Genomic DNA, 21,138 nt, shown 5'->3' on the forward strand with positions numbered 1-21,138 from the left:
CCCCCACACGCGACGGCTTTCGTTGCCACAGCAATCGCAGTGACCGCTACTTTCGCCCATCGTTTCAACTTCGAAAGGAGATTGGTGGGCTTAGTGTTCCATATCTTGAGACATAAACTCGTCTAAGTCCGCTTTCCACTCCCAATGCCAGCCATTCCGTTTCCGACCCATTTGCGGTCATTTGGAGAGAGTGAGAATGGGTTACGAACAGGCCCGCTCCCCATTGCCAGCTTTTACCCGATCAAAACTCTCCTGCGATGCCCGCTCGCACGCTGGTTGAGTTGCCGCCTGCATAGGTAACGCCAGCGGTGATGGCGAAGTCACCTTCGAACCGGTGCATCAGGCCCGCTGAAAAGCCAACTTCACCGCGGTACGTCGCGACATTGCTGGCATAGCTGGTCTTGCCCGCTGCACTTGGGAAGTGCGGGCTGGCTTGCGCTGCGATGGAAGCAATGCCCCGCTGCGCATCACGGTCGATTGTGCTGGTGAGGTCGAACAAAGTGTTCACCCTTCCTGACAGCGCATCGAACTGGGCGGTTCCCACTTGTGAAATGGTGTTGAGGGCGCGGCGGACATTGTCGACCGAGGCGGCGGTTGCAACCGCTTGGCGGCCCAGCGTGCCATTGGCATCCACCGTCACTGCATCTACGGGTCCAACCTGCGCCGCTGTACTGGCATCAATGTCGCCAATGCGAACTGAACTGCCCGCACCGCCCAGGGCAACCTGATTGGCGGCGGTCGTCGTCGCCTGAAAGCCCACTGCGGTGGAGAAGTTCTCCGAGGCGGTGGAGTTAGAACCCACCGCTGTGCTGTTGGACCCTGTGGCCGAGGCCAAAACGCCCACAGCAGTTGAGCGGTTGCCCGCGGTGCTGGCAAGAAACCCAACCGCAGTGTTACCCGCACCCGCCGCGCTGCCTTGAGAGCCAACCACAACCGACTGACCGCCAGTTGCATTGGCAAGCTCACCAATCGCAGTGGAGTTGATCACCGCAGAAGCACGCACGCCAATCGCAACCGCATCGGTACCCCCAGCATTGGCTCTATTACCCAGCGCCGTTGCGTTCACGCCCAGCGCCTGAGCATCCGAACCAAACGCACTCGCACGGTCAAAGCTCGCCTGCGCGCCGCGGCCGTCAGCATCATTGCCATCACCGCCCACGGCAACCGCACCGATCCCCGTCGCATCAGCCCGCGCGCCCAGCGCCAGCGCATCCTGCGCCAGAGCATTGGCATTGTTGCCAAAGGCCGCTGCCCGAAGGCCAGTGGCATTGGCCAGCACACCAGTGGCAATGGCATTGGCTTGGTCGGCTATCGCACCGCGACCTTGCGCAACTGCGCCATCCGCGGAAGCAACCGCATCCGCACCAAGGGCCACGGTTCCTACACCGCTTGCATCCGCATCGACGCCCACGGCGGTAGCGCCCTCAAGCTGTGCGCGGGATCGCCTGCCCACGGCCACCGCATCCAGGCCATTACTAAAGGCTCCTGCGCCAAACGCGATTGCACCGTCTGTTGTCGTCTCAGCGCTCGCACCAAGCGCGATGGCGTCAGCCCCCGCTGCCAAGGCACCAAAGCCTTCGCCAGATTCTAAAGACCGACCGCCAATCGCAATTGAAGCAGCTCCTCGCGCATCAGCACCATCGCCGCCAGCAAAGCTGCTTGCACCGGTAGCATCCGCAAATCGTCCAATTGCGGTCGCCCCTTCGTCCCTCGCATTGGTACGGAAACCAATCGCAACAGCTGCATCGCCACCAAAAGCGAAAGCAGAGGTTCCAATCGCAATGGCATTCGCTTCCAACGCGTTTGCAGCGCCGTCACCACCATCATCCGTTCCAATCGCGATTGCATTGGCGGCACTGGCAATGGCGCCCGTACCCAAAGCTGTGGCGCGCTCGGCTGTGGCCTGGGCTGTCGCACCAATTGCCGTTGCGCCAGTGGCCGTTGCCTGTGCACCAGGGGCTACTTCTGAACCCAAGTTGCCGCCAATCGCGGTGGCGCCCGTTGCGCTGGCGGATGAGCTAAAGCCCGCCGCTAAAGACGTCCCGCCAGTTGCATCGGCTCCTGCCCCAAAGGCGGAAGCTCCATCTCCTGTAGCACTGCTGCTCAAACCGACACTTGACGCAAATGTCCCGGAAGCAGATGAGTTTTCGCCGAGCGCTACGGCTGCTGAGCCTTCTGCAGCTGCATCATGCCCGATCGCAATCGCTCCTCCTGCGGTTGTGCTTGCAGTGCGTCCGATTGCAATCGAATCGTCTGACAAAGCATTGGCATCCGCGCCCAGCGCGACCGCCGCACGGCCGGTTGCCTGCGCGCCCGTGCCGCCTTCGCCGTTCTCGTCGCCGCCGATTGCAATTGAGCCAACACCGCTCGCATTGGTGTTATTACCAAGCGCGACTGCGGAGTTTGCAGTCGCAGCAGCTTCGCTGCCAATTGCGGTGCTTAAAGAAGAGTCTGCGAAGGCCACATCGCCAATTGCGATAGAGCCGAATCCACCCGCTTCGGATTCTGAACCAAGAGCGACCGACTCGTCACCGATCGCAGAAGCGTTTTCGCCAAGAGCGCTTGCAGCATCACCGCTGGCCCTCGCACCCGAGCCGACTGCGGTCGAAATATCTCCACTGGCGTTCGCTCGGCTTCCAACTGCCGTGGTGCCGAACATGCTCGCAACAGCGTCCGAACCAATCGCAGTGGCGTTTATATCGGTCGCCTGCGCGCCCAAGTTGTCTGCGTCGTTGCTGTTGCCGCCAATGGCGGTTGCGCCATTCTGCGTAGCATTCGTAGCCACGCCAATTGCCGTAGAACCAGACCCAGAGGCGACGCTGTTAACGCCGAATGCATTCGAATTGTCGCCGCTCGCGTTTGCCGAAACGCCTACTGCAGTGGTTTGTACACTTGTAGCTCGGCTGATAGTGCCGACTGCCGTGGAATTTCCCCCAGTGGAAACTGAGTCTGCGCCAATCGCTGTTCCCCTGAGTGACGATGCATCGGCGCCTACTCCGCAAGCGAGCGTGTCATCATCACCATTGTCGTCGGTGGCACCGCCAGCGGTATCGACATTTGTATCGGCATTGCCATCACCATTGGTGTCGAGCAGGCAGGTTTCGGCCTGCGCAGGTGCGGGTTGGAAAGTCAGCGCAGCCAAAGTTGCTGTGGCAGCTGTTGAAAGCAGAAGTGTCTTTTTCATGTTTGGTGTCCCTGTCTTGATGTTCTTCACAAAACAGACGAGGCGCTTTGCTGCCCTGAAAGCAGCGGCCCAATGAGGCGTGACCGATTGGAAGGGTCGTACGATAACCAATCAGCCACACCTCACCGGCAGGGCGCCTCGTCTTCAAGGACTTCGCTAAAGTGCGACCGTTGTAACGAGCGTTGTAAAAAGCGTTGTAAGACCGTTGTAATTTGCGTTTCGACCCACTTTTTTGCGAAAAATCGGCCTTTTTGGGGTTTTCAGCCAGATTTCAGGAAATCTTGGACCAGCTCAACGAATCGGGTCGAAGCCGGTTCTCGGCCCAATAACAGGTGATTCTGGCTCTCGACGCTGGCCAGCTGCGCACCCGGAATCCGCGATGCGATGGAGCGCCCTGTCGCAAACGGGATGCGCATATCCCCGCGGCTGTGGACGACGAGAGTGGGACACTGAACCTTCGCCAAGTCATCCCGCACATCGATGGTCGAGAACGCCTCCAGAAACCGCACGGCATTTTCTGCCGATGTGGTGAGGCGTTGAAACTCGTCAAACCAGTCGAGCTCTTCCGGGCTCGCATCGGGCATAAAGGTGCGCGAGAAAACGTGGCGATAAGCTGGATTGTCCATGCCCCACCCAGTTTCGGTCAGAACCATCACGGCCTCGCGTTCGCGCACTTGATCGGGGGTCGCGTCAAATCGCCACCCCTGATCATAGGCGCCAAACAGGATCAGCTGTGACACACGCTCTGGATGCAGAGCGGCATAGCGGATCGACACGGCAGCCCCTTGGCTGATGCCCAGCAAGGGGAAGCGCTCCAGCCCCGCCGCATCCACAACGTGCTCCAAGTCTTCAACAAACTTGTCGAAGGTGATCTCGTCGACATCCCAGTCTGACAGGCCGCACCCTCGCTCATCATAACGGAAGAAATTGTGCGACTTGGATAGCTCTTTGAACAGCGGGCTCCACACCGGCGCATCCCAATCAAGCTCCAAATGGTTCAGCCAATTGGCCGCCTTCACCAATGGCGGATTGTCCGCATCGCCCACGCTTGCCCAGGCGATCGAGACATCATCATCACCATTGACGAAGCGAATTTGCTGCTCTTCAGGCGCAAGCAAATCGCGCGGTGTTATCAGAGGCTTGTCGGGCTCCTCGGTGATCTCAAAAGCGGGCGGATCAATGCCTGCCTCCCCGAAGATCTTGCGCAGATGGCTCGCGAGCCCTGTCGCCGCCGCGCGGCCAGCGGCATGGTATTTGGTTTCAAATGCAGTTTGGGCCGCCCCGCGCGAATAAGGCGTCTGCCGCATCCAACGCTCAGCCCATTTGTCCCGCGTTTGCCAAGCCAAGTCCTCGTCTCGAGCAAAACGTTTGGCCACGCCTGCGCGCAGCCTCACGTAATCCTGCCGGTAGCCCTCTAGCCAAGTCATAAATTCAGGTTGATTGGGCAACTCGCAATCGACCAGCGGCAGCCCAGACGCTGCCTTCCAAACCTCGTCCGCTTCTTTTTCAGTCTGGTAGCCGCGATTGGCGAGATCGTTCAGCTGGTCTCTGTCAAACAGCGCTTGGCTGCTGTCGAACCAGATCGTATTTCGATTGGAATTAACCGGTTCATACCCGTCAGCGTTCACCAGTGTTCTGAGTTTTGAAAGCGACCAGCGAAGCCCGGCCAAGGGATCATCGGTGTTGTCCCAGAACAGCTCGCACAGATCGCGCCGCGAATGCCGTTTGCCTGTGATCGCGAGATAAGCGAGCAGGGCGCGGGACTTGCGGGAAGATGGAAGCTCGAGAAGCTCTTCACCGCGCCGGATCTCAAACGGTCCGAATGTCTGAATCTCAAGCGTCATGGCTTACTGCAACCCTGATTTGCGACCCACACTTACGTCAATAGCAACCAGGGACAGGGGTCAAGCGGATAGGGTAGTTCTTTACGCTGGTATTCGCGCCATCGACTGAGCAACAAACGATCTACGCGAGTTAACGTCCGCGATCGACCCCCATAATCAGTCGGTGCAGATAAATTGACGCATTTTGGTAACCGACTGACAGCTAGATCGGTTTCCAGGTTAATAGCGGCCTTTCTGCCAACGACCCAATTTCAGCCGTTGTCCCGTTTTTACTCCATTTCCAGCATGCAGGTAATCGTAGCTGCGAAATGCGCTAGCGTTGATTTGTCGCTCCAAGTTGGGTGAGCACGGCTCTTATCATCTAGCCTTGTCTCGCGCGCGCTAAGCACCCCGCCAAGATAGGATTCCAGAAAGACAAAGCGCTGGTTTTGGATGGTTCGGCTTTTTGTTGGCATCAGCACGCGCAGATGTTTGAGACAGCGTTGATAACCTGAGTTCCAGCGCCCTTCCAGAGCATCGTCAAACAGGTCGCGGTGCGACATGGTGAGCATACGGAGAAAGCGGTTGTATGTATCCGTCTCGCCGCGTGCTGCCAAATTGACGGACGGATAGATCAGGATATCGACGATCTGGGAAATGCTCACATCGCCGCCGTCTGCTTCCAAAACATCAAGTTGGTCGTTTCGGCGATCATCAATGACTTTAGCACCATCCACGATAAGCTCGCGGATCAGCGCCTCCTTCGAACCAAAGTGATAACCGACAGCCGCAGGGTTCTTTTGCCCTGCGGCCGCGGCGATGTCACGCACAGTAACGCCGTCGATGCCTCGATTGGCAAAGAGGCCCTGTGCCTCGGCCTTGAGCCTCTCAACCGAAGGGCTGCGCACTTTCGAAGACAGTTTGCTCATATCAGCCGCATATAGACCACAGGCAATTGCAGCTTGCAATAATGCAGATGATTAATACATTTGAATTATGACGAATCGATCAAGCGAAGAGTCGATACCGGTCGATCTAGAGGCTTTAACGGCTTGGATGGACGGTATTGGACTGGAAAGCGGACCGCTTGATAACCCGCAGCTTTTAGCGGGAGGGACACAAAATATCCTTCTTCGCTTTGACCGTGGCGGACAAGAGTTTGTGCTACGCAGACCGCCTCTCCACCTGCGCAAGAATTCCAATGACACAATGAAACGCGAGGCACGTGTCTTAGAAGCGCTAACGGGAACCAGGGTGCCGCATCCTCAATTCATCGCTAGCTGCGAGAATGAGGACGTGCTTGGCGCTTGCTTCTATCTTATGGCCCCGGTTGACGGCTTCAATCCAGCCAATGGGTTGCCGCAGCTTCACGCCAGCGACCCGGCGATCCGCGAGCGTATGGGATATTCCTACATCGAAGGAATGGCAGCCTTAGGAGCGGTTGATTACAAGGCGGTGGGTTTAGAAGGATTTGGTAAGCCTGACGGGTTTCTAAAGCGGCAATCGGGCCGGTGGATGAAGCAGCTCGAAAGCTATGCCGCATTTGACGAATGGACTGGCTTTAAGGAGCTGCCCGACGTCGAAAAAATCGTCATGTGGCTTGAGGACAACCTACCTCAGGAATTCGCGCCCGGCATCATTCACGGCGATTGCCATTTAGCAAACACGATGTTCGCGCATGATAGCGCCGAACTTGCCGCATTTGTCGATTGGGAGTTGGCCACCATTGGCGACCCGTTGATCGACCTTGGGTGGGTTATGGCAACTTGGGCGGATGACCACACACCAACCGTCGGTAATATCGAACCTTGGGAAGGCTTCCCAGATCTCGATGAACTCGTTGCACACTATGGCAAACACACGGTCCGCAGTTTGGACGCGGTCGCTTGGTACGGTGTGCTCGCGTGTTTCAAATTGGGAGCAATATTGGAGGGAACCCATGCCCGCGCGAGCGCTGGCAAGGCCTCCAAAGAAACCGGCGATCGCCTGCATGCAATGACAATTTCACTGTTCGATCGCGCGCACCGATTGATCGCGAAGAATTGAGAGAGAACCAATTATGAATGATTTGGACTTTTCGGGAAGGCGGGTGCTGGTTGTGGGCGGCTCCAGCGGGATCGGGAACGGCATCGCTCACGGCTTTAGAGCGCGCGGGGCCGAGGTGCATGTTTGGGGCACGCGCGCCGCAGCAGATGATTACTCGGCTGAAGAAGGCTCTGATCTGGAAGGCCTGCATTATGCGAAGGTCAATGTCGCTGACTTCGACGAATTGGATGCCTACGAGCCGCCCTTCGACAGTCTGGACGTGCTCGTCCAGTCTCAGGGCTTCGTCCGGTATAAGCAGGCGGAATATGCCAAGCCCGGCTGGGATGAGGTGATGGGTATCAACATCGACTCTGTCATGCATACGGCGACCAAATTCAAGCCAATGCTAAGCGAAGCCAAAGGCTCAATTGTGATTGTCAGTTCGGTTTCTGGCTTGAAGGCGAATATAGGCAACCCAGCTTATGCCGCCTCCAAAGCCGCTGCAATCAGCCTCACGAAAACGCTCGGTCAATCTTGGGCGCGTGACGGGATAAGGGTGAACGGACTTGCTCCAGGATTGGTGCCAACAAAGTTGACGGCCATCACCACGCAGAATGAGCAGCGCGCGGAGGCCTCTTTGCGCTCGATCCCGCTGCGCCGAATGGGCACTCCGGAAGATATGGCTGGCGCGGCCATGTTCCTTGCATCGCCGCTTGCCTCGTACGTGCAGGGGCACACTCTCATCGCAGATGGCGGACTTACGCTGTAATGACCTGCCCCAAACCCAGCCCGGTAATCACAATTTAGGACACCCATAGTATGCTCTTTGAATATAGCGAAAAAACGCAAGGCCTGATCGCCAGATTGCAAGCCTTTATCGATGCCAATATCCTGCCTGTGGATCACGAGATCCATGCATGGAACCACGATCCTGCCAATCGCTGGAAGCCTTGGCACTGGCCTTGAACCGCTCAAAGAAAAAGCAAAAGCAGCTGGCCTATGGAATCTGTTCCTGCCTGAGGAATATGGCGAATACAGCCCTGGCCTCACGAACCTCGAATATGCGCCCTTGGCTGAGATCATGGGCCGCAATGCTTGGTGCAGCGAGGTCTTTAACTGCTCCGCGCCCGACACCGGCAATATGGAGGTTTTCGCCAAATTCGGCACCGATGCCCAGAAACAACAATGGCTGCTGCCCCTGCTCGCAGGTGAAATTCGGTCGGTATATATGATGACCGAACCTGACCACGCCTGCTCAGATGCGACCAATGTCCGCACTGAAATTCGCAGCGACGGCGATGACTATGTCATCAATGGCAAGAAATGGTGGATTTCAGGCATCATGGACCCGCGGGTTAAAGTCTTGCTGCTCATGGGGCAGACCAATCCGGAAAACCCCCGCCATTCGCAGCAATCAACGGTCATCATTCCGCGTGATACGCCCGGCGTAGAGGTTATCCGCGCACAGACCGTGTTCGGTGATGTCCATTCTCCCGGCGGGCATTGCGAAGTGCATTTGAAGGATGTGCGCATTCCCAAAGAGAACATAATTCTTGGCGAAGGGCGCGGCTTTGAAATCGCGCAAGGGCGCCTTGGCCCTGGCCGCATTCACCACTGCATGCGTTCGATCGGATCAGCCCAACTTGCGCTTGAATTGATGTGTCAACGCGCGACCGAGCGCAAAACCTTTGGCCGGATGCTTTCGGATCGCTCCAGCATTCGGATGGAAATCGCGAAGAGCTATTGCGATATCGAGCAGGCTCGCCTCCTCACGTTGAAGGCTGCTGATGCGATTGATCGTCAAGGTGCCAAGAACGCCAAAGATCTGATCGGAGCGATCAAAGTAGTGGCCCCGCAAATGGCGCAAACAGTGGCAGATCGCGCGATCCAAATCTTCGGCGGCATGGGTGTGAGCGATGATGTGCCCTTGGCCAATATTCTTGCCACGCAGCGCTTCATCCGTCTCGCCGATGGCCCTGACGAAGTGCACGCATCCCAACTGGGTAAGTTCAAGATCGGGCAATACGCAAAGCCCGGCACTGGCTGGAACGACGTCCCCACCGATTGAGCCGCAAGCCAAAAGAGAGAGTGCAAAATGCGTAGATGGGTAGTTGAATCGTTCGGAGAGCCGAAAGATGTTTGGACGCTTGAGGACGTCGAAAGCCTGGTGCCCGGCCCCGGTCAGGTCAAAGTCAACGTCGAAGCCTGCGGCTTGGGCCTGCCCGATGTCTTGATGAGCCACGACAACTACCCTTTGACGCCGCCGCTTTCTTTCACGCCATCGCAAGAGGCAGCGGGCGAGGTGATCGCCACCGGTGAAGGTGTCGATGAAGCGCTAATCGGTACCCGCGTGGTTGGTCCTACTCTTTTCCAAGCCCAAGCCGGAGGATTGGCTGAAGAATGCTTGATGCGGGCAAGTGGCACCGACGATGGCGTGTTATCTGGTCTATTGCCAATCCCCGATGAAATGAGCGGGGTAGAGGCAGCAGGTCTTTACATACCCTACCAAACGGCATGGGTCGCTCTCGTCCGGCGCGCGAAAATCACAAAAGATGACGTCGTGCTGGTGCTCGGTGCATCCGGCAGCTCGGGCAATGCAGCGGTTCAATTGGCAAAGGCCAAGGGCGCGCGCGTTATCGCCGTTGCGGGCGGCCCGCAAAAGGCCGCTTTCTGCAAAAGCATCGGCGCAGATGATGTCATCGACAGACGTGAGCAAGACATAACCGAGGCAGCTCTTGAGCTTACAGGCGGCAAAGGCGCCTCGGTCATCTTCGATCCCGTTGGAGGAAAAGCCGCACGCGCTGCTTTCAATGCAATGGCTTTCGAAGGGCGGTTTGTTGTGATCGGTTATGCCAGCGGTGAATGGGCGCGCATCGCTCTAGAAGAAACCCTTTTGAAAAACATTTCACTACTGGGTGCAATGCCTGTCGGATGGACCGCAAATCAGGTGCTTGGGGCCCATCAAGATTTGATCCAGCACTGGCAGGAGGGCGCAATTGATCTCTCAAGCAGCCAGCTCTTTGAGTTCGAAGATGCGATGACAGCGGCGACGCATATCGCGGACGGAAAAGTCGAAGGCAAAGTCATTGTCCGGCTGAAAGAAAGGCAATCATAGGATGCCCGGCCCCTTGATCTTGTTTCACACGCCGAAATCGCGCTCGCTCCGGCCTCTTTGGTTACTCGAAGAGATGGGACTCGAGTTCGAGCTGAAGACGATTGGCTATGACGCAGAGTATTTTGCGTCCGATGCTTACCGAGAGATCAATCCCATGGGCAAGGTGCCCGCCTTCTATGATGGCGATCACCTTGTTTTGGAATCGACCGTTATTCTCGAATACATTCTGGCTAAGCACGGTCCATCTCCCCTTAGCGTAACGCCCGAAGAGGGGGATTTTGGGCACTATTTGACTTGGCTCCACATGGCCGAAAGCGGCCTATCGCACTATCTCGCTGTCTATCTCGGTCAGATGATGGGCATTGAAAAATATGCAGTTTCCGAAGGCTTTGAAGCTTATGTGAAGTATCAAGCTGAGAAGGCTTTTGAGATGCTCAATGACCATCTTAGCGCAAGGTCATTCATCGCCTCAGACCGGTTCACGGCCGCTGATATTTCCCTTGGATACAGCCTGTTTCTGGCAAACGCGCTTTGTGGACTGCCCCTGCCAGATCGCGTGCAATCTTACTTTGAGCGTTTGCAGGATCGCCCAGCTTGGAGAAAGGCCGTTTCGGTCAAATAGGATTATTTCTTGTGGCGTTGTCGGACTGACTGCAACTCGCCTCTGACCAAGGCAAGACTTGTAGATGGGCGAGCCCAAGCCTGCTTTTGAGGCCGTCCGCTTACACCCCCAGTTTGTGACGTATCGGAGCAATGCGAATTCCATCCGCTTTTGGGAAAGCAGGCAACAAGTTCTAGCGTCCGTGTTTCGGTCTAAGCGCCCATAACGAGCACCGTCACTTCGATTATTTTGCACGCCATCAGGTGTGTGATTTCCTTGCTTATCCGACCCGAAGGTCGCGTAGTTGCGGGTGGCTACGAAAGCGTTAGAACAAGAAAGCAATTCCCCACACCATCCCGACGATCAGGAATATCCCGGCGATATCGAGCACCAGGCCTGCGCCCACCATTCGCTCGATCTTGATCCGTCCGGTTGACCACGCAATCGCGTTTGGCCCGGTTCCGGCGGGCAGCATAAAGCCCCAGCTGGCCGCCAGCGCGGCGGGCATCGCGAGCAGCAGCGGGTCCGCGCCCAGAGCCACCACCAGCGCCGCGATCACCGGGATGATGCCGGTTGCAGTCGCAACATTGCTGGCAAATTCGGTGATCACCACGATCATCGCCACCACGCATAGGGCCACCACAATCAGCGGCAGGTTTTCCAGCGGCAACAACGCCTCGCCCAGCCATGTTGCTAGGCCAGAGGCCTGCATCCCGCCAGCCAGCGCCAATCCGCCGCCAAACATCATGATCACGCCCCATGGCGCGCGGTCGGCCTCTTTCCAATTCAGCAGCGCGCGCCCCGTGCCATCGGGCAGCAGGAACAGCGCAAAGCTGGCCAGGATCGCAATCGTGCCATTGGTCCATGACCCTTCCGGCAAATACGGTTTGACCAGCGGTAATGTCATCCACGCAAGGAAGGTGAGGACGGCGACCGGGATCAGCCGTTTTTCCGGTATGGTCCAGGCAGTGCCCGTCTCGATCGCATCGCGCGCGGCGGCGACATCAAACGGGTGCTGTGACACTTTTTGAAACTTGGCAATGATCAGCGCGGCGAGCGGTACGCCGACGATCACAATGGGCAGGCCAAACAGGGTCCACTGGGCAAAGGTGATTTCCACCCCGATCATCGTGTCGAGCAGGCCGACGGCAATCGCGTTGGTGGGCGATCCGACGATCGTGCCAAGCCCGCCAATGCTAGCGGCAAAGGCAATACCCATCGGCAGGGCGCCGGAGAGGCCTTCTTTGTCGAGTGCGGTTTCGGTATCCGCCGAAACCTGGGGCTGGACCTCCCGCTCCCTCCGCCCTTCCACCCGGATCGTATCCGAAACTGTTCCGGGTGGAAGGGCGGAGGGAGCGGGAGGCGCGGCGGCGCGGGCAACCGCGCCTCCAGAAAGAACCGCCAGCGCCATGGGCATCATAATCAAGCTGGTCGAGGTGTTGGAAATCAGCATTGAGAGCAGCGCGGCGGAGATCATAAACGCCAGCAGCAGCTGCGTCTGTCCACCGCCTTTGCCGACCACGCGCAGGATCGCCAGACTCAGGCGCTTGTGCAGCCCGGTGCGTTCAATCGCCAGCGCCAGAAACGCGCCGCCCAAGATCAGGAACAGGATCGGCGAATAGTACGTGCTGGCCGTCTCGCGTGCGGTCGACACCCCGCCAAAGGGCAGAATCACAAACGGCAGCAGCGCCGTCACCGTCAGCGGCACCGCCTCGGTCATCCACCAGGCGGCCATCCACACCACCAGGCCCGCGACCAGCCACGCTTCGCCCGGCATGCCGGCGGGCGGGGCGGTGATCGCGGTGATGGCAAAGACCAGCGGGCCAAGGATCAGGCCAATCATGCGCGCGCTCATACTGGCTATCGGTCCCCGTACTGCGGCCGCGCGCTGGAATGCTCACGGCGATCTCGCATTACTCGCGCGCAAAGCCTGCAAGTGCAAGCGGGATCAGAGAAATGCGGTGTGCCGGGGGGAAGGTAAGCTGGAGAAACAAAAGGCGAGCGCTCTTTCGAGGGCCCGCCTTTGCGTGTCTGTATCGAGTGTTCGTGCCTATTTCGGGGCGAGCACCATCAGCATTTGCCGGCCTTCTAGGCGCGGGAATGCTTCGACCTTGGCAATTTCTTCGACGTCAGCCTGCACCTTTTTGAGCAAGTCCATGCCCAGATGTTGGTGCGCCATTTCACGCCCGCGAAAACGCAAAGTGACCTTCACCTTGTCGCCGTTCTCGATGAACTTGTTCACATTGCGCATCTTCACGTCATAATCATGCGTGTCGATGTTGGGGCGCATTTTGACTTCTTTAATATCCTGTGTTTTCTGAGTCTTACGCGCAGCATTGGCCTTTTTCTGAGCCTCATACCGATACTTACCGACATCCAGGAATTTGCACACGGGCGGGTCTGCATTGGGCGAAACCTCAACCAAGTTGAGACCAACTTCATTGGCCTGCTCGGTGGCTTCAGCCGTGATCATAACGCCGAGATTCTCGCCGTTTTCGTCGATCACGCGGACCTTGGGAACTTGAATGAAATTATCGTAGCGAGGGCCGCTTTTGATTGGCGGGGCCATCGAACGCCGAGGTGGACGGGCTATGTGTGTTCTCCTGTAATAGCCAAAGTGTGCAGCGCGCTATGTAAGAGCAAATACAGGCGAATGCCAGATGAGTCTTACGCCGCAGCGCGATATAATGGGAAGTGTGCCAATTTCCCCTTTGCAGGCAGCACAGCGTCGATCTGGCTTGCGGGTTTCAGCGCATCCAAAATCACCGGATCGCTCGCGTCCATACCGCCGGTGTAAGCGCCAAAGGCGGGCAGGATCATTCGGTCCGCGCTCGCTTCTCCGCGGCTCACCACGCCGCAGGGGCGGACGATATGGCGGCCGCGCACCCTTAGGCGCATCTTGGGGTGATAATGTCCGGACAGCTCCGGCTGCGTCTCGCCTGCCTTCGCCTCATGCCTCAGAACAATCCCGCGGACCTCCAGCTCCTCGGTCAATTGCGCGCCAAACGCGTTGATGAATTCCTTGGGCAAATTCTCGTCGTGATTGCCGGTGATCCACACCCAATCGAGCGCGCGGATCAGCGATTCCAGCATGCCAGCGGCGTAATCATCCAGCCGGTGTGTGCCATCATCATCGTGGAAATTATCACCCAGAGTGATCACTCGCCGCGCGCCGGTCGCCTTCACGCTATCTGCCAGCCGTTCAAGCGTCTCGCGGCTGTCATAAGGCGGCAGCATCTGCCCGTGCTGCGCATAGAAGCTGCCCTTTTCCAGGTGCAGGTCCGCGACCAGCAAGGCGCGCTCGCGCGGCCAATACAGCGCATTGTTCTTCAGCAGCACCATTTCCTCACCGGCAAATTGCATTGCGGCAAAATCAGATGGTGCGAACGAAAGGTGAACCATGCGTTTCATCTGGCGGGCCTAGCGCGATAATGCAACCGCGATGATTGCATTCGCTGTGCCTATTTGATTTACGTCAAAGCGGGTGGACAGCGGCGTTGTCATCGCGCAGTTGACGCGGTGTAGGTGACAGAGCGGCAAGAGAGCGAGATTTATGAGCGAGAGGCAATCCAACACAGAGCAAGCACGCATGTGGTTTGAAAGCCTGCGCGACCAGATTTGCGCTGAGTTTGAAGCGATCGAGCGTGAAGCCGGATCCGATGCAAGCTTTGCCTACACACCGTGGGAACGGGAAGAGGAAGGCAATTCTGACCCCGGCGGCGGCACGCAAGGCCTGATGAAGGGTACAGTGTTTGAGAAGGTTGGCGTCAATGTCTCCACCGTGCGCGGCAGCTTCAGCAAGGAGTTTGCGGGCCAGGTGAACGGCGCGAGCGCGGAGAACCCCGGATTTTCTGCGACCGGCATTTCGCTGGTGGCGCATATGACCAATCCGCGCGTGCCCGCCGTGCATATGAACACACGCTTCCTCACCACGGGTAAGGCCTGGTTTGGCGGCGGGGCGGATCTCAACCCGCCAATCCCCAATGAGGAAGACACCGAGGCATTCCACGCCAGCCTGCGCGCCGCATGCATGGCCCACAATCCGACCTATTATGAGAAGTACAAGAAATGGGCGGATGACTATTTCTACATTCCGCACCGCGATAAACACCGCGGCGTTGGCGGGATTTTCTACGATCATCTGGAATGCGAGGACAAGGCGGCGTTTGACCGTAATTTCGCCTTCACTCAGGACGTCGGCAAAGCCTTCCTTGACATCTATCCCAAGCTGGTGCGCGCCCGCATGAACAGCGAATTTAGCGACGAGGACGTCGCCCGTCAGCTCGAATATCGCGGGCTCTATGCCGAGTTTAACCTCGTCTATGATCGCGGGACATTGTTTGGCCTGAAGACCGGCGGGAATATCGATGCGATCCTGATGAGCCTGCCGCCCAGAGCCACTTGGAGCTGATCAAGCTGGGATCTTGCGATCCTGCTTTAGCCGCTTTCTGATCCGGCTAAGGGCTACCGGCGTCACGCGCAGGAACGATGCAATTTCACGCTGTTCCAAGCGGTGGGCCAGTTCCGGCTCACTGTTCAAGAAATTCAAATACCGGTCTTCTGCGGATAGGCAGAGGAGGTCCTCTTCGCGTTTGCGTTTGCGCTCAAACAGCCAGTTTTGAAATTCGCCCAGGGCACCTGCCAGCTGCTCATCCCGCTGCAATTGCTGGCTCAACCAGACGAGTGAAATGTGCCCAATCGTGCAATTCTCCAGGGCGCTCGCACCAAATTGCGTGAACTGCGCACTTGCTGAGGTGGGGCCAAACACGCCCGCATCGATGATGTAGCTTTTGGTCCATTGGTCGCCCTCGGCCACCAAATAATACAGCTTTATCAGTCCGCCTTTGAGAACGCAGATCGGGGGCATTTCCGATTGCGGTGCGAAAACGTCAGATCCGAGGGAATATTCGCGCAATCGCCATTCATCCGCCTCGATCGCGCGGGTTTCAAGCAATGCGGCAAGGCGCGTTCCAGGATTTTTCTGTTCCAATAAACCTCGATCAATCGGTTTGCACACAAAGCCTGCCAAAGGTTACGCAACTTGGAAAGAGGAAGAACTGATGAATTTTCAAAATCGAACCATTTGCATCACGGGTGCGAGCCGGGGAATTGGCCGGGCAATGAGCGACCAGTTGGCCGAGCGGGGGGCGGCGGCAATCATATGTGCCGGGCGCTCTCGTGGTGACTTGCCAGACAAGATTGGCGAGACGTTGATAAGCTTCATCGAATGCGATTTGTCGCAGTCTGGCGGTGCGGCCAATCTGGCGCAGATTTTGATCGCTGAGCACCCGGAATGCTCGGTGCTCATCAACAATGCGGGCATGCAGGTGATGAACGATTGCGTCGCGCCCGATGCTGGCGAGCATGCAGGCGTTATCGCGCAAGAGATTGAGCTCAATTTTGCCAGTCCCATTCTGCTTGGCCTGCATGTCATGCCAATGTTGCTTCGCCACAAGGAAGCGGCGATCTGCAATGTTACATCCGGCCTTGCATTAGCGCCGAAGCAATCTGCACCAGTCTATTGCGCGACGAAGGCAGGGCTGGGCTCGTTTTCGCGTGCGCTGCGTTATCAGGCGGCAGCTCGCGCAAAAAACCTGAAGATATTTGAGGCGCTGCCGCCGCTGGTTGACACCGCCATGACGGAGGGGCGAGGGCGCGGAAAATTGACTGCCAGTGAATGTGCCGCCCAAATCATTACTGGGATGGAGCGCGATAAGCCGGTGATCGATGTCGGCAAGACCCGTCTTTTGCGTGCGATCATGCGGCTGTCACCGTCGCTCGGCTATCGGATTTTGAGCCGTGGGTGAGGGGACGCGCAAACCGCTCGCTTTGAGATTGGGTGCCTGGGCAGCGGCGCGAGCACATAAACCGTGGCTGCCGCCAGCCGTTTCGGTTTTTCCTGCGGCGGATTTCCTTATCCCGATCATGCCCAACCAATTGCTGTTGGCTGGATTGTCGATGCTGGCCCCGGCGCGCTGGTGGATATTCACCCTTGTTTTCGCTGCTGGTACAGCGCTGGGTGCGGGGGCCGTCGCCTTGGCGCTGCAAAGTTTGGGAATGGACCACAGTCTGTTTCTTGCTGCCGATGAAACAAATGGTCCACTAGCGCAGGCGACCGATCAATTCAGGCGATATGGCCTGTGGTTTCTGGCTGGTATGGCCATGCTGCCATGGACACCGCGCCTAACCGTTGTCGCTTGCGCGCTGCTCGGCTTTGGCCCCTTTGCGCTGCTTGCGGTGGTGTTCACCGCCAGATTGGTTCCGTGCACTGCGCTGGCTTTGATCGGGGCATATGGTCTGCCATTGGCTGCGCGGGTCCCACTGATTGGTAGTATCCGTGATAGGATCGGAGCCGCAATTGGTGCGCGTGGCTAGCGCTAGCTTTTGCCCCAACCAGCCACACTCACCTTTTCCTCCCCATAGGAAATGAGGCAGCGCATATAGCGCTTGTGAAATTCGATCGGATCGTCGATTTCGATGTCGACCTCTTGCCATTCTGGGCAGGTCAGGAACTCTTCAAACCCATCGCCCGCCGGCATGCCATAGACGAAGTCGTTCACGTCCTTCTCGATCCGCAGGAAGTTGAAGCAGCCGGCTTCTTCGCACGCGTTAGCCTCCACCGCTAGGGCGGAGAAGCGGTAGACCTCGTTGACCAGAATATGCTCCGAAGTGAGCGCGAGATCGAGGATGTTCCAATCCTTATGCGCGCCGTCCTTGCCGCCCATTGGTTTGTCTTTGGTGCACAGGCTCTTGTCCTTTTTCGGGCAGTGGCGCTTAGAGAGATCGAGCGTTCCGTCGATCACCGCATAGACAACCGGGGCGAGCGATTGGACTGGTGTCGGGACGTCATCCTCTTGCTCGGCTGCTATCTCTTCCTCCAGTTCATAGGCATCGGTTAGCCCATTCTGGCGGCGGAAGAACGCCTCCAACACGCTGTCTGAAAAGAGTCCGAAACGGGTGCCGCCATCGATATACATGGTGTTGTCGATAAAGGCGGGCGGGGCGGCGATTGGCGAGGATGAGCTGGCGATGATTGCGCTGACATAGCAATCCTGGATCGCCGATTGGTCCGCTTCCTCTGCATTGACATAGCGGGTGGCCATATCGCCCAGATCAAACGCCACGGCATCGCCGGTGTCGGCATCGGTCGCGCCGACATAGAGACGCGCGCCAGCGGCGTAGCGGGTGGCTACCTTGGCCAGTACATCGCCGTCTATGAAGCTTTTAAGCCGGGCGCGCAGCGGCTCCAAATTGGCGAACGACCCATGCTCAACCAGGCTGGCGAAATTTGCCGGGCCTGGATTGCCATGGTCCGGCTTGGCATAGACAGTGATAAGTTCGCTTTCGGAATTGATCGTGTAGCCTTCAACCGCGCCCTCTGCATCGTTCACAAAGGCAAAGGTGGCCAGGATTGAGCCGGTGCTGATCCCGGTGACGACTTGAAAGTCTGGCAGATCGCCTGTGCCGCCCCATCCGGCCAGAATGCCTGCGCCAAATGCGCCATGCTCGCTGCCGCCTGACAGTGCGAGCAGGCTGGCCGTTTCGCCTTGTCGCAGGCGGTCATGAGCGCGCAGGCTGGCCTCAATCTCTCCGGCCAGCGGGGATGGCGTGCGTTCGGCAAGGTCAGCCGGGCGTGATACTGGCACGCCTACACTCATACGGATCGTCTTGAAATCGCACATCTGATTGGCTGGTGTGATCGGCGCCTTTTGACAGCCAGCGGCGGCGGCCGCGCCCAATACCAGCGCCGTGGCGCTCAGTTTTACTGCGATGCTCATACGTCAATTCCCTCAATCTCGTCACTGTGCCAGGGCCTTATGACGCTAAGAGTTTGATATTTACTTGCTCGGTTGCGGAATTGTTTTGCAATATTGGGCGTTTTCGCCGCATCATAGAAACCGGTATGCTGAGGCAATATGAACTGGTGGAACGGGTCAAAGAATATGACCCAGAGGCGGATGAGGCAGCGCTCAACCGTGCCTATGTCTACACCGTTCAGAAACACGGCACGCAAAAGCGCGCAAGCGGCGATCCCTATTTCTCTCATCCGGTCGAGGTTGCCGGTTTGATGACCGATCTTCAGCTGGATCAGGAAACGATCATCACCGCGTTGTTGCATGACACGGTTGAAGACACGCTCGCCACGATTGAGGATATTGAGAAAAACTTTGGCACCGACGTTGCGCGGCTGGTCGATGGCGTGACCAAGCTGTCCAAGATCGAGGCCATGCCAGAAAACGAACGGGCGGCGGAGAACCTGCGCAAATTCCTGCTCGCGATGAGCGAGGACATCCGAGTTCTGCTGGTCAAGCTGGCGGACCGGCTGCACAATATGCGCACGCTGCACTTCATCAAAAAACCTGAGAAGCGCCAGCGGATCGCACGCGAGACGATGGATATTTATGCGCCGCTGGCCGAGCGGATTGGCATGTATGAGTATATGCGCGAGATGCAGGCGCTGGCGTTTGAGCAATTGGAGCCAGAGGCCTTTACGACCATCACCAACCGGCTGGAGCAATTGCGCAGCCAGGATGGCGGACAGGTTGATGCAATCGCGTTGAAAGTGAAGCAGGTGCTGGCCGAGGCAGGCCTTCAGGTCGAGGTGATGGGGCGCGAAAAGCATCCCTATTCGATCTGGAAAAAGATGGCGGAGCGCCATGTCAGTTTCGAGCAGGTCACTGATATTATGGCATTTCGTGTGATCTGCGAGAGCGAGACGGATTGTTACGCCGCGATGGGCGTGCTGCACACCACGTGGCAATTTCTGCCCGGCCGTTTCAAGGATTACATCTCAACGCCAAAGTCGAACGGCTATCGTTCGCTCCACACCTCGTTGATGTATGAAAATTCAATGCGGGTGGAGGTGCAAATCCGCACCCGTGAGATGCACAGCCGCAATGAATTCGGTTTGGCGTCGCATTGGGCCTACAAACAGAGCGACAGCGCCGATGGCCAAGTGGCTTGGCTGCGCGATCTGATCGAGATTGTCGATGCCAGCCATGATGCGGAGGAGTTGCTCGAGCATACCCGCATGGCGATCTATCAGGATCGGATTTTCGCCTTCACGCCCAAGGGCGCTTTGTTCCAATTGCCCAAGGGTGCAAGCTCGGTCGACTTTGCCTTTGCAGTGCACACCGATCTGGGCGCGCAAACGGTCGGCGCGAAGATTAATGGTCGGCACATGCCGCTGCGCACCACGTTGAATAATGGTGATGTGGTGGAGATTATCAAAGGCAAGAATGCGGAACCACAGCTATCCTGGCTTGGCTTTGTGGTGACGGGCAAGGCGCGTGCGTCGATCCGCCGCTCTGTGCGCCTCAAAGAACGCGCAGAGGTGGCGGCCATTGGCAGCAAATTGTTCGATGAAATTGCCGCAAAAGTGCCCGCCAGGATTGGCAAGAAAGCCATACGCGAAGCGGTGAAACGCCTCCAAATGGAGGAGCCGGAAGATCTGATGTTCGCGATTGGTGCGGCCAAAATCACCGACCGCGAAGTGATGGAGGCGTTGGTCCCCGGATCGACCGCCGATTTCGAAGATGACGCAGAATGGTCCAAGCGCGAGCGGGTGATCTCGATCCGCGGGTTGACGCCAGAGGTTGGTTATACGCTGGCAACCTGCTGTCATCCGGTGCCGGGCGACCGGATCGTCGGCTTACGCCGCAAAGACGAGCGGGTGGAAGTGCATGCGATTGATTGCCTGGAGCTTGCCAGCGGGATCGATGCCGATTGGCTCGATCTGTCCTGGGGCAAGCGTTCGGTTGGCGCCGTTGGCCGCCTGAGAGTGACGCTGTATGACCGGCCCGGCACTCTGGCGGAAATGGCTGGGATCTTCGCGCAGAACAAGACGAATGTGACCAGCCTAAATCAGGTCCAGCTTGACCATCCTTTCACCACCTATGAGATCGATTCAGAGGTGCAGGATCTCGCCCACCTTACGCGAATATTGAGCGCGCTGCGCGCGAGTGACGCAGTGGCACAGGCAGAGCGAATTTAGTGGGAATAGTCGGTATTGATCACGTTCAACTGGCCATTCCGGCTGGTGGAGAGGATCAAGCGCGTGCATTTTTCGTCGGCTTGCTGGGCATGCGCGAGGTGCCAAAGCCAGCTAACCTATCAAGCAGTGGATGTTGGTTTGAGGCGGGCGGAGTGAGCCTGCATATCGGAGTCGATCCGGATTTCTCTCCAGCGCGAAAAGCTCATCCCGCTATGCTGGTTGACGATCTTGCGGGCCTTCGGGAAAAACTGATGGAAGCGGGCATGGATACGCGCGATGACAAGCCGGTTGAAGGCTACTCACGCTTTTTCACCAGCGACCCTTTCGGCAATCGGATTGAGCTGATGCAGCGCGGTTGATCAGCGCCTCAATTGTTGGCTTCTCGCGGGCTTTGAT

General features: G+C 57.6%; 17 protein-coding genes and 1 pseudogene. 10 read left to right on the forward strand and 8 right to left on the reverse strand.

The features are described 5' to 3' along the window. Positions 1-241: 241 nt before the first annotated feature. The 3 genes from AC0V6O_RS03610 to AC0V6O_RS03620 all read right to left on the reverse strand — a co-directional run bounded on the left by AC0V6O_RS03610 (position 242) and on the right by AC0V6O_RS03620 (position 5,936). Positions 242-3,184 (reverse strand): beta strand repeat-containing protein, encoded by a 2,943-nt coding sequence (locus tag AC0V6O_RS03610; protein WP_486141611.1) that lies wholly within the window; start codon positions 3,182-3,184, stop codon positions 242-244. Positions 3,185-3,444: 260 nt separating this feature from the next. Then, on the reverse strand, positions 3,445-5,028 hold the full coding sequence (locus AC0V6O_RS03615; protein WP_486141613.1) for a bifunctional AfsR/SARP family transcriptional regulator/alpha/beta hydrolase: 1,584 nt from the start codon (positions 5,026-5,028) through the stop codon (positions 3,445-3,447). A 269-nt stretch (positions 5,029-5,297) separates the two neighbouring features. Continuing rightward, complete coding sequence (locus AC0V6O_RS03620; RefSeq protein ID WP_486141615.1) at positions 5,298-5,936, reverse strand: TetR/AcrR family transcriptional regulator; 639 nt, start codon at positions 5,934-5,936, stop codon at positions 5,298-5,300. A gap of 67 nt (positions 5,937-6,003) precedes the next feature. Between AC0V6O_RS03620 and AC0V6O_RS03625 the strand changes: the two genes are divergently transcribed. From AC0V6O_RS03625 to AC0V6O_RS03645, 5 genes and pseudogenes are all read left to right on the forward strand, one after another. Continuing rightward, positions 6,004-7,053 (forward strand): phosphotransferase family protein, encoded by a 1,050-nt coding sequence (locus AC0V6O_RS03625; RefSeq protein ID WP_486141617.1) that lies wholly within the window; start codon positions 6,004-6,006, stop codon positions 7,051-7,053. Positions 7,054-7,063: 10 nt separating this feature from the next. Further along, on the forward strand, positions 7,064-7,801 hold the full coding sequence (locus AC0V6O_RS03630; protein ID WP_486145484.1) for an SDR family NAD(P)-dependent oxidoreductase: 738 nt from the start codon (positions 7,064-7,066) through the stop codon (positions 7,799-7,801). A 50-nt stretch (positions 7,802-7,851) separates the two neighbouring features. Further along, positions 7,852-9,100, forward strand: a pseudogene (locus tag AC0V6O_RS03635) (acyl-CoA dehydrogenase family protein). Positions 9,101-9,127: 27 nt separating this feature from the next. After that, positions 9,128-10,147 carry an NADPH:quinone oxidoreductase family protein gene (locus AC0V6O_RS03640; RefSeq protein ID WP_486141619.1) on the forward strand — a complete coding sequence of 340 codons (1,020 nt, stop codon included), beginning with the start codon at positions 9,128-9,130 and terminating at the stop codon, positions 10,145-10,147. Position 10,148: 1 nt separating this feature from the next. Beyond that, positions 10,149-10,769, forward strand: a complete 621-nt coding sequence (locus AC0V6O_RS03645; RefSeq protein WP_486141621.1) for a glutathione S-transferase family protein — start codon at positions 10,149-10,151, stop codon at positions 10,767-10,769. Between the two features lie 304 nt (positions 10,770-11,073). On the opposite strand, the gene AC0V6O_RS03650 is transcribed toward AC0V6O_RS03645, so the two are convergent. From AC0V6O_RS03650 to pdeM, 3 genes are all read right to left on the reverse strand, one after another. After that, positions 11,074-12,603, reverse strand: a complete 1,530-nt coding sequence (locus AC0V6O_RS03650) for an SLC13 family permease (protein WP_486141623.1) — start codon at positions 12,601-12,603, stop codon at positions 11,074-11,076. A 195-nt stretch (positions 12,604-12,798) separates the two neighbouring features. Continuing rightward, positions 12,799-13,317, reverse strand: a complete 519-nt coding sequence (gene infC / locus AC0V6O_RS03655) for a translation initiation factor IF-3 (protein WP_472640750.1) — start codon at positions 13,315-13,317, stop codon at positions 12,799-12,801. 98 nt (positions 13,318-13,415) lie between these two features. Then, on the reverse strand, positions 13,416-14,150 hold the full coding sequence (gene pdeM, locus AC0V6O_RS03660) for a ligase-associated DNA damage response endonuclease PdeM (protein WP_486145486.1): 735 nt from the start codon (positions 14,148-14,150) through the stop codon (positions 13,416-13,418). Positions 14,151-14,301: 151 nt separating this feature from the next. Between pdeM and hemF the strand changes: the two genes are divergently transcribed. Continuing rightward, entirely contained in the window at positions 14,302-15,159 is an 858-nt protein-coding gene (gene hemF, locus AC0V6O_RS03665) for an oxygen-dependent coproporphyrinogen oxidase (protein WP_486141626.1), read from the forward strand. Here the strand turns inward: hemF and AC0V6O_RS03670 are convergent, their stop codons facing one another. After that, the gene (locus AC0V6O_RS03670) at positions 15,160-15,738 is read right to left on the reverse strand and encodes a Crp/Fnr family transcriptional regulator (RefSeq protein WP_486141628.1); all 579 of its coding nucleotides are present in this window, start codon (positions 15,736-15,738) and stop codon (positions 15,160-15,162) included. Between the two features lie 70 nt (positions 15,739-15,808). On the opposite strand from AC0V6O_RS03670, the gene AC0V6O_RS03675 reads away from it, so the two are divergent. After that, on the forward strand, positions 15,809-16,555 hold the full coding sequence (locus tag AC0V6O_RS03675) for an SDR family oxidoreductase (RefSeq protein ID WP_486141630.1): 747 nt from the start codon (positions 15,809-15,811) through the stop codon (positions 16,553-16,555). Further along, a complete protein-coding gene (locus tag AC0V6O_RS03680; RefSeq protein WP_486141632.1) occupies positions 16,548-17,123 on the forward strand; it encodes a hypothetical protein in 576 nt (191 codons plus the stop codon). The genes AC0V6O_RS03675 and AC0V6O_RS03680 overlap by 8 nt, the downstream gene beginning before the upstream one ends. A 2-nt stretch (positions 17,124-17,125) precedes the next feature. Here the strand turns inward: AC0V6O_RS03680 and AC0V6O_RS03685 are convergent, their stop codons facing one another. Continuing rightward, the gene (locus tag AC0V6O_RS03685; protein ID WP_486141634.1) at positions 17,126-18,526 is read right to left on the reverse strand and encodes a patatin-like phospholipase family protein; all 1,401 of its coding nucleotides are present in this window, start codon (positions 18,524-18,526) and stop codon (positions 17,126-17,128) included. 125 nt (positions 18,527-18,651) lie between these two features. Here AC0V6O_RS03685 and AC0V6O_RS03690 point away from each other — a divergent pair, with 125 nt between their 5' ends. Beyond that, positions 18,652-20,742: a RelA/SpoT family protein gene (locus AC0V6O_RS03690; protein WP_472640758.1), complete on the forward strand. Its 2,091-nt coding sequence runs from the start codon at positions 18,652-18,654 to the stop codon at positions 20,740-20,742. Beyond that, positions 20,742-21,101, forward strand: coding sequence for a VOC family protein (locus tag AC0V6O_RS03695; RefSeq protein ID WP_486141637.1), 360 nt, complete (start codon positions 20,742-20,744; stop codon positions 21,099-21,101). Before AC0V6O_RS03690 ends, AC0V6O_RS03695 begins: the two co-directional genes overlap by 1 nt. Positions 21,102-21,138 lie beyond the last annotated feature (37 nt).

This window comes from Erythrobacter sp. JB2-19, from assembly GCF_057365005.1.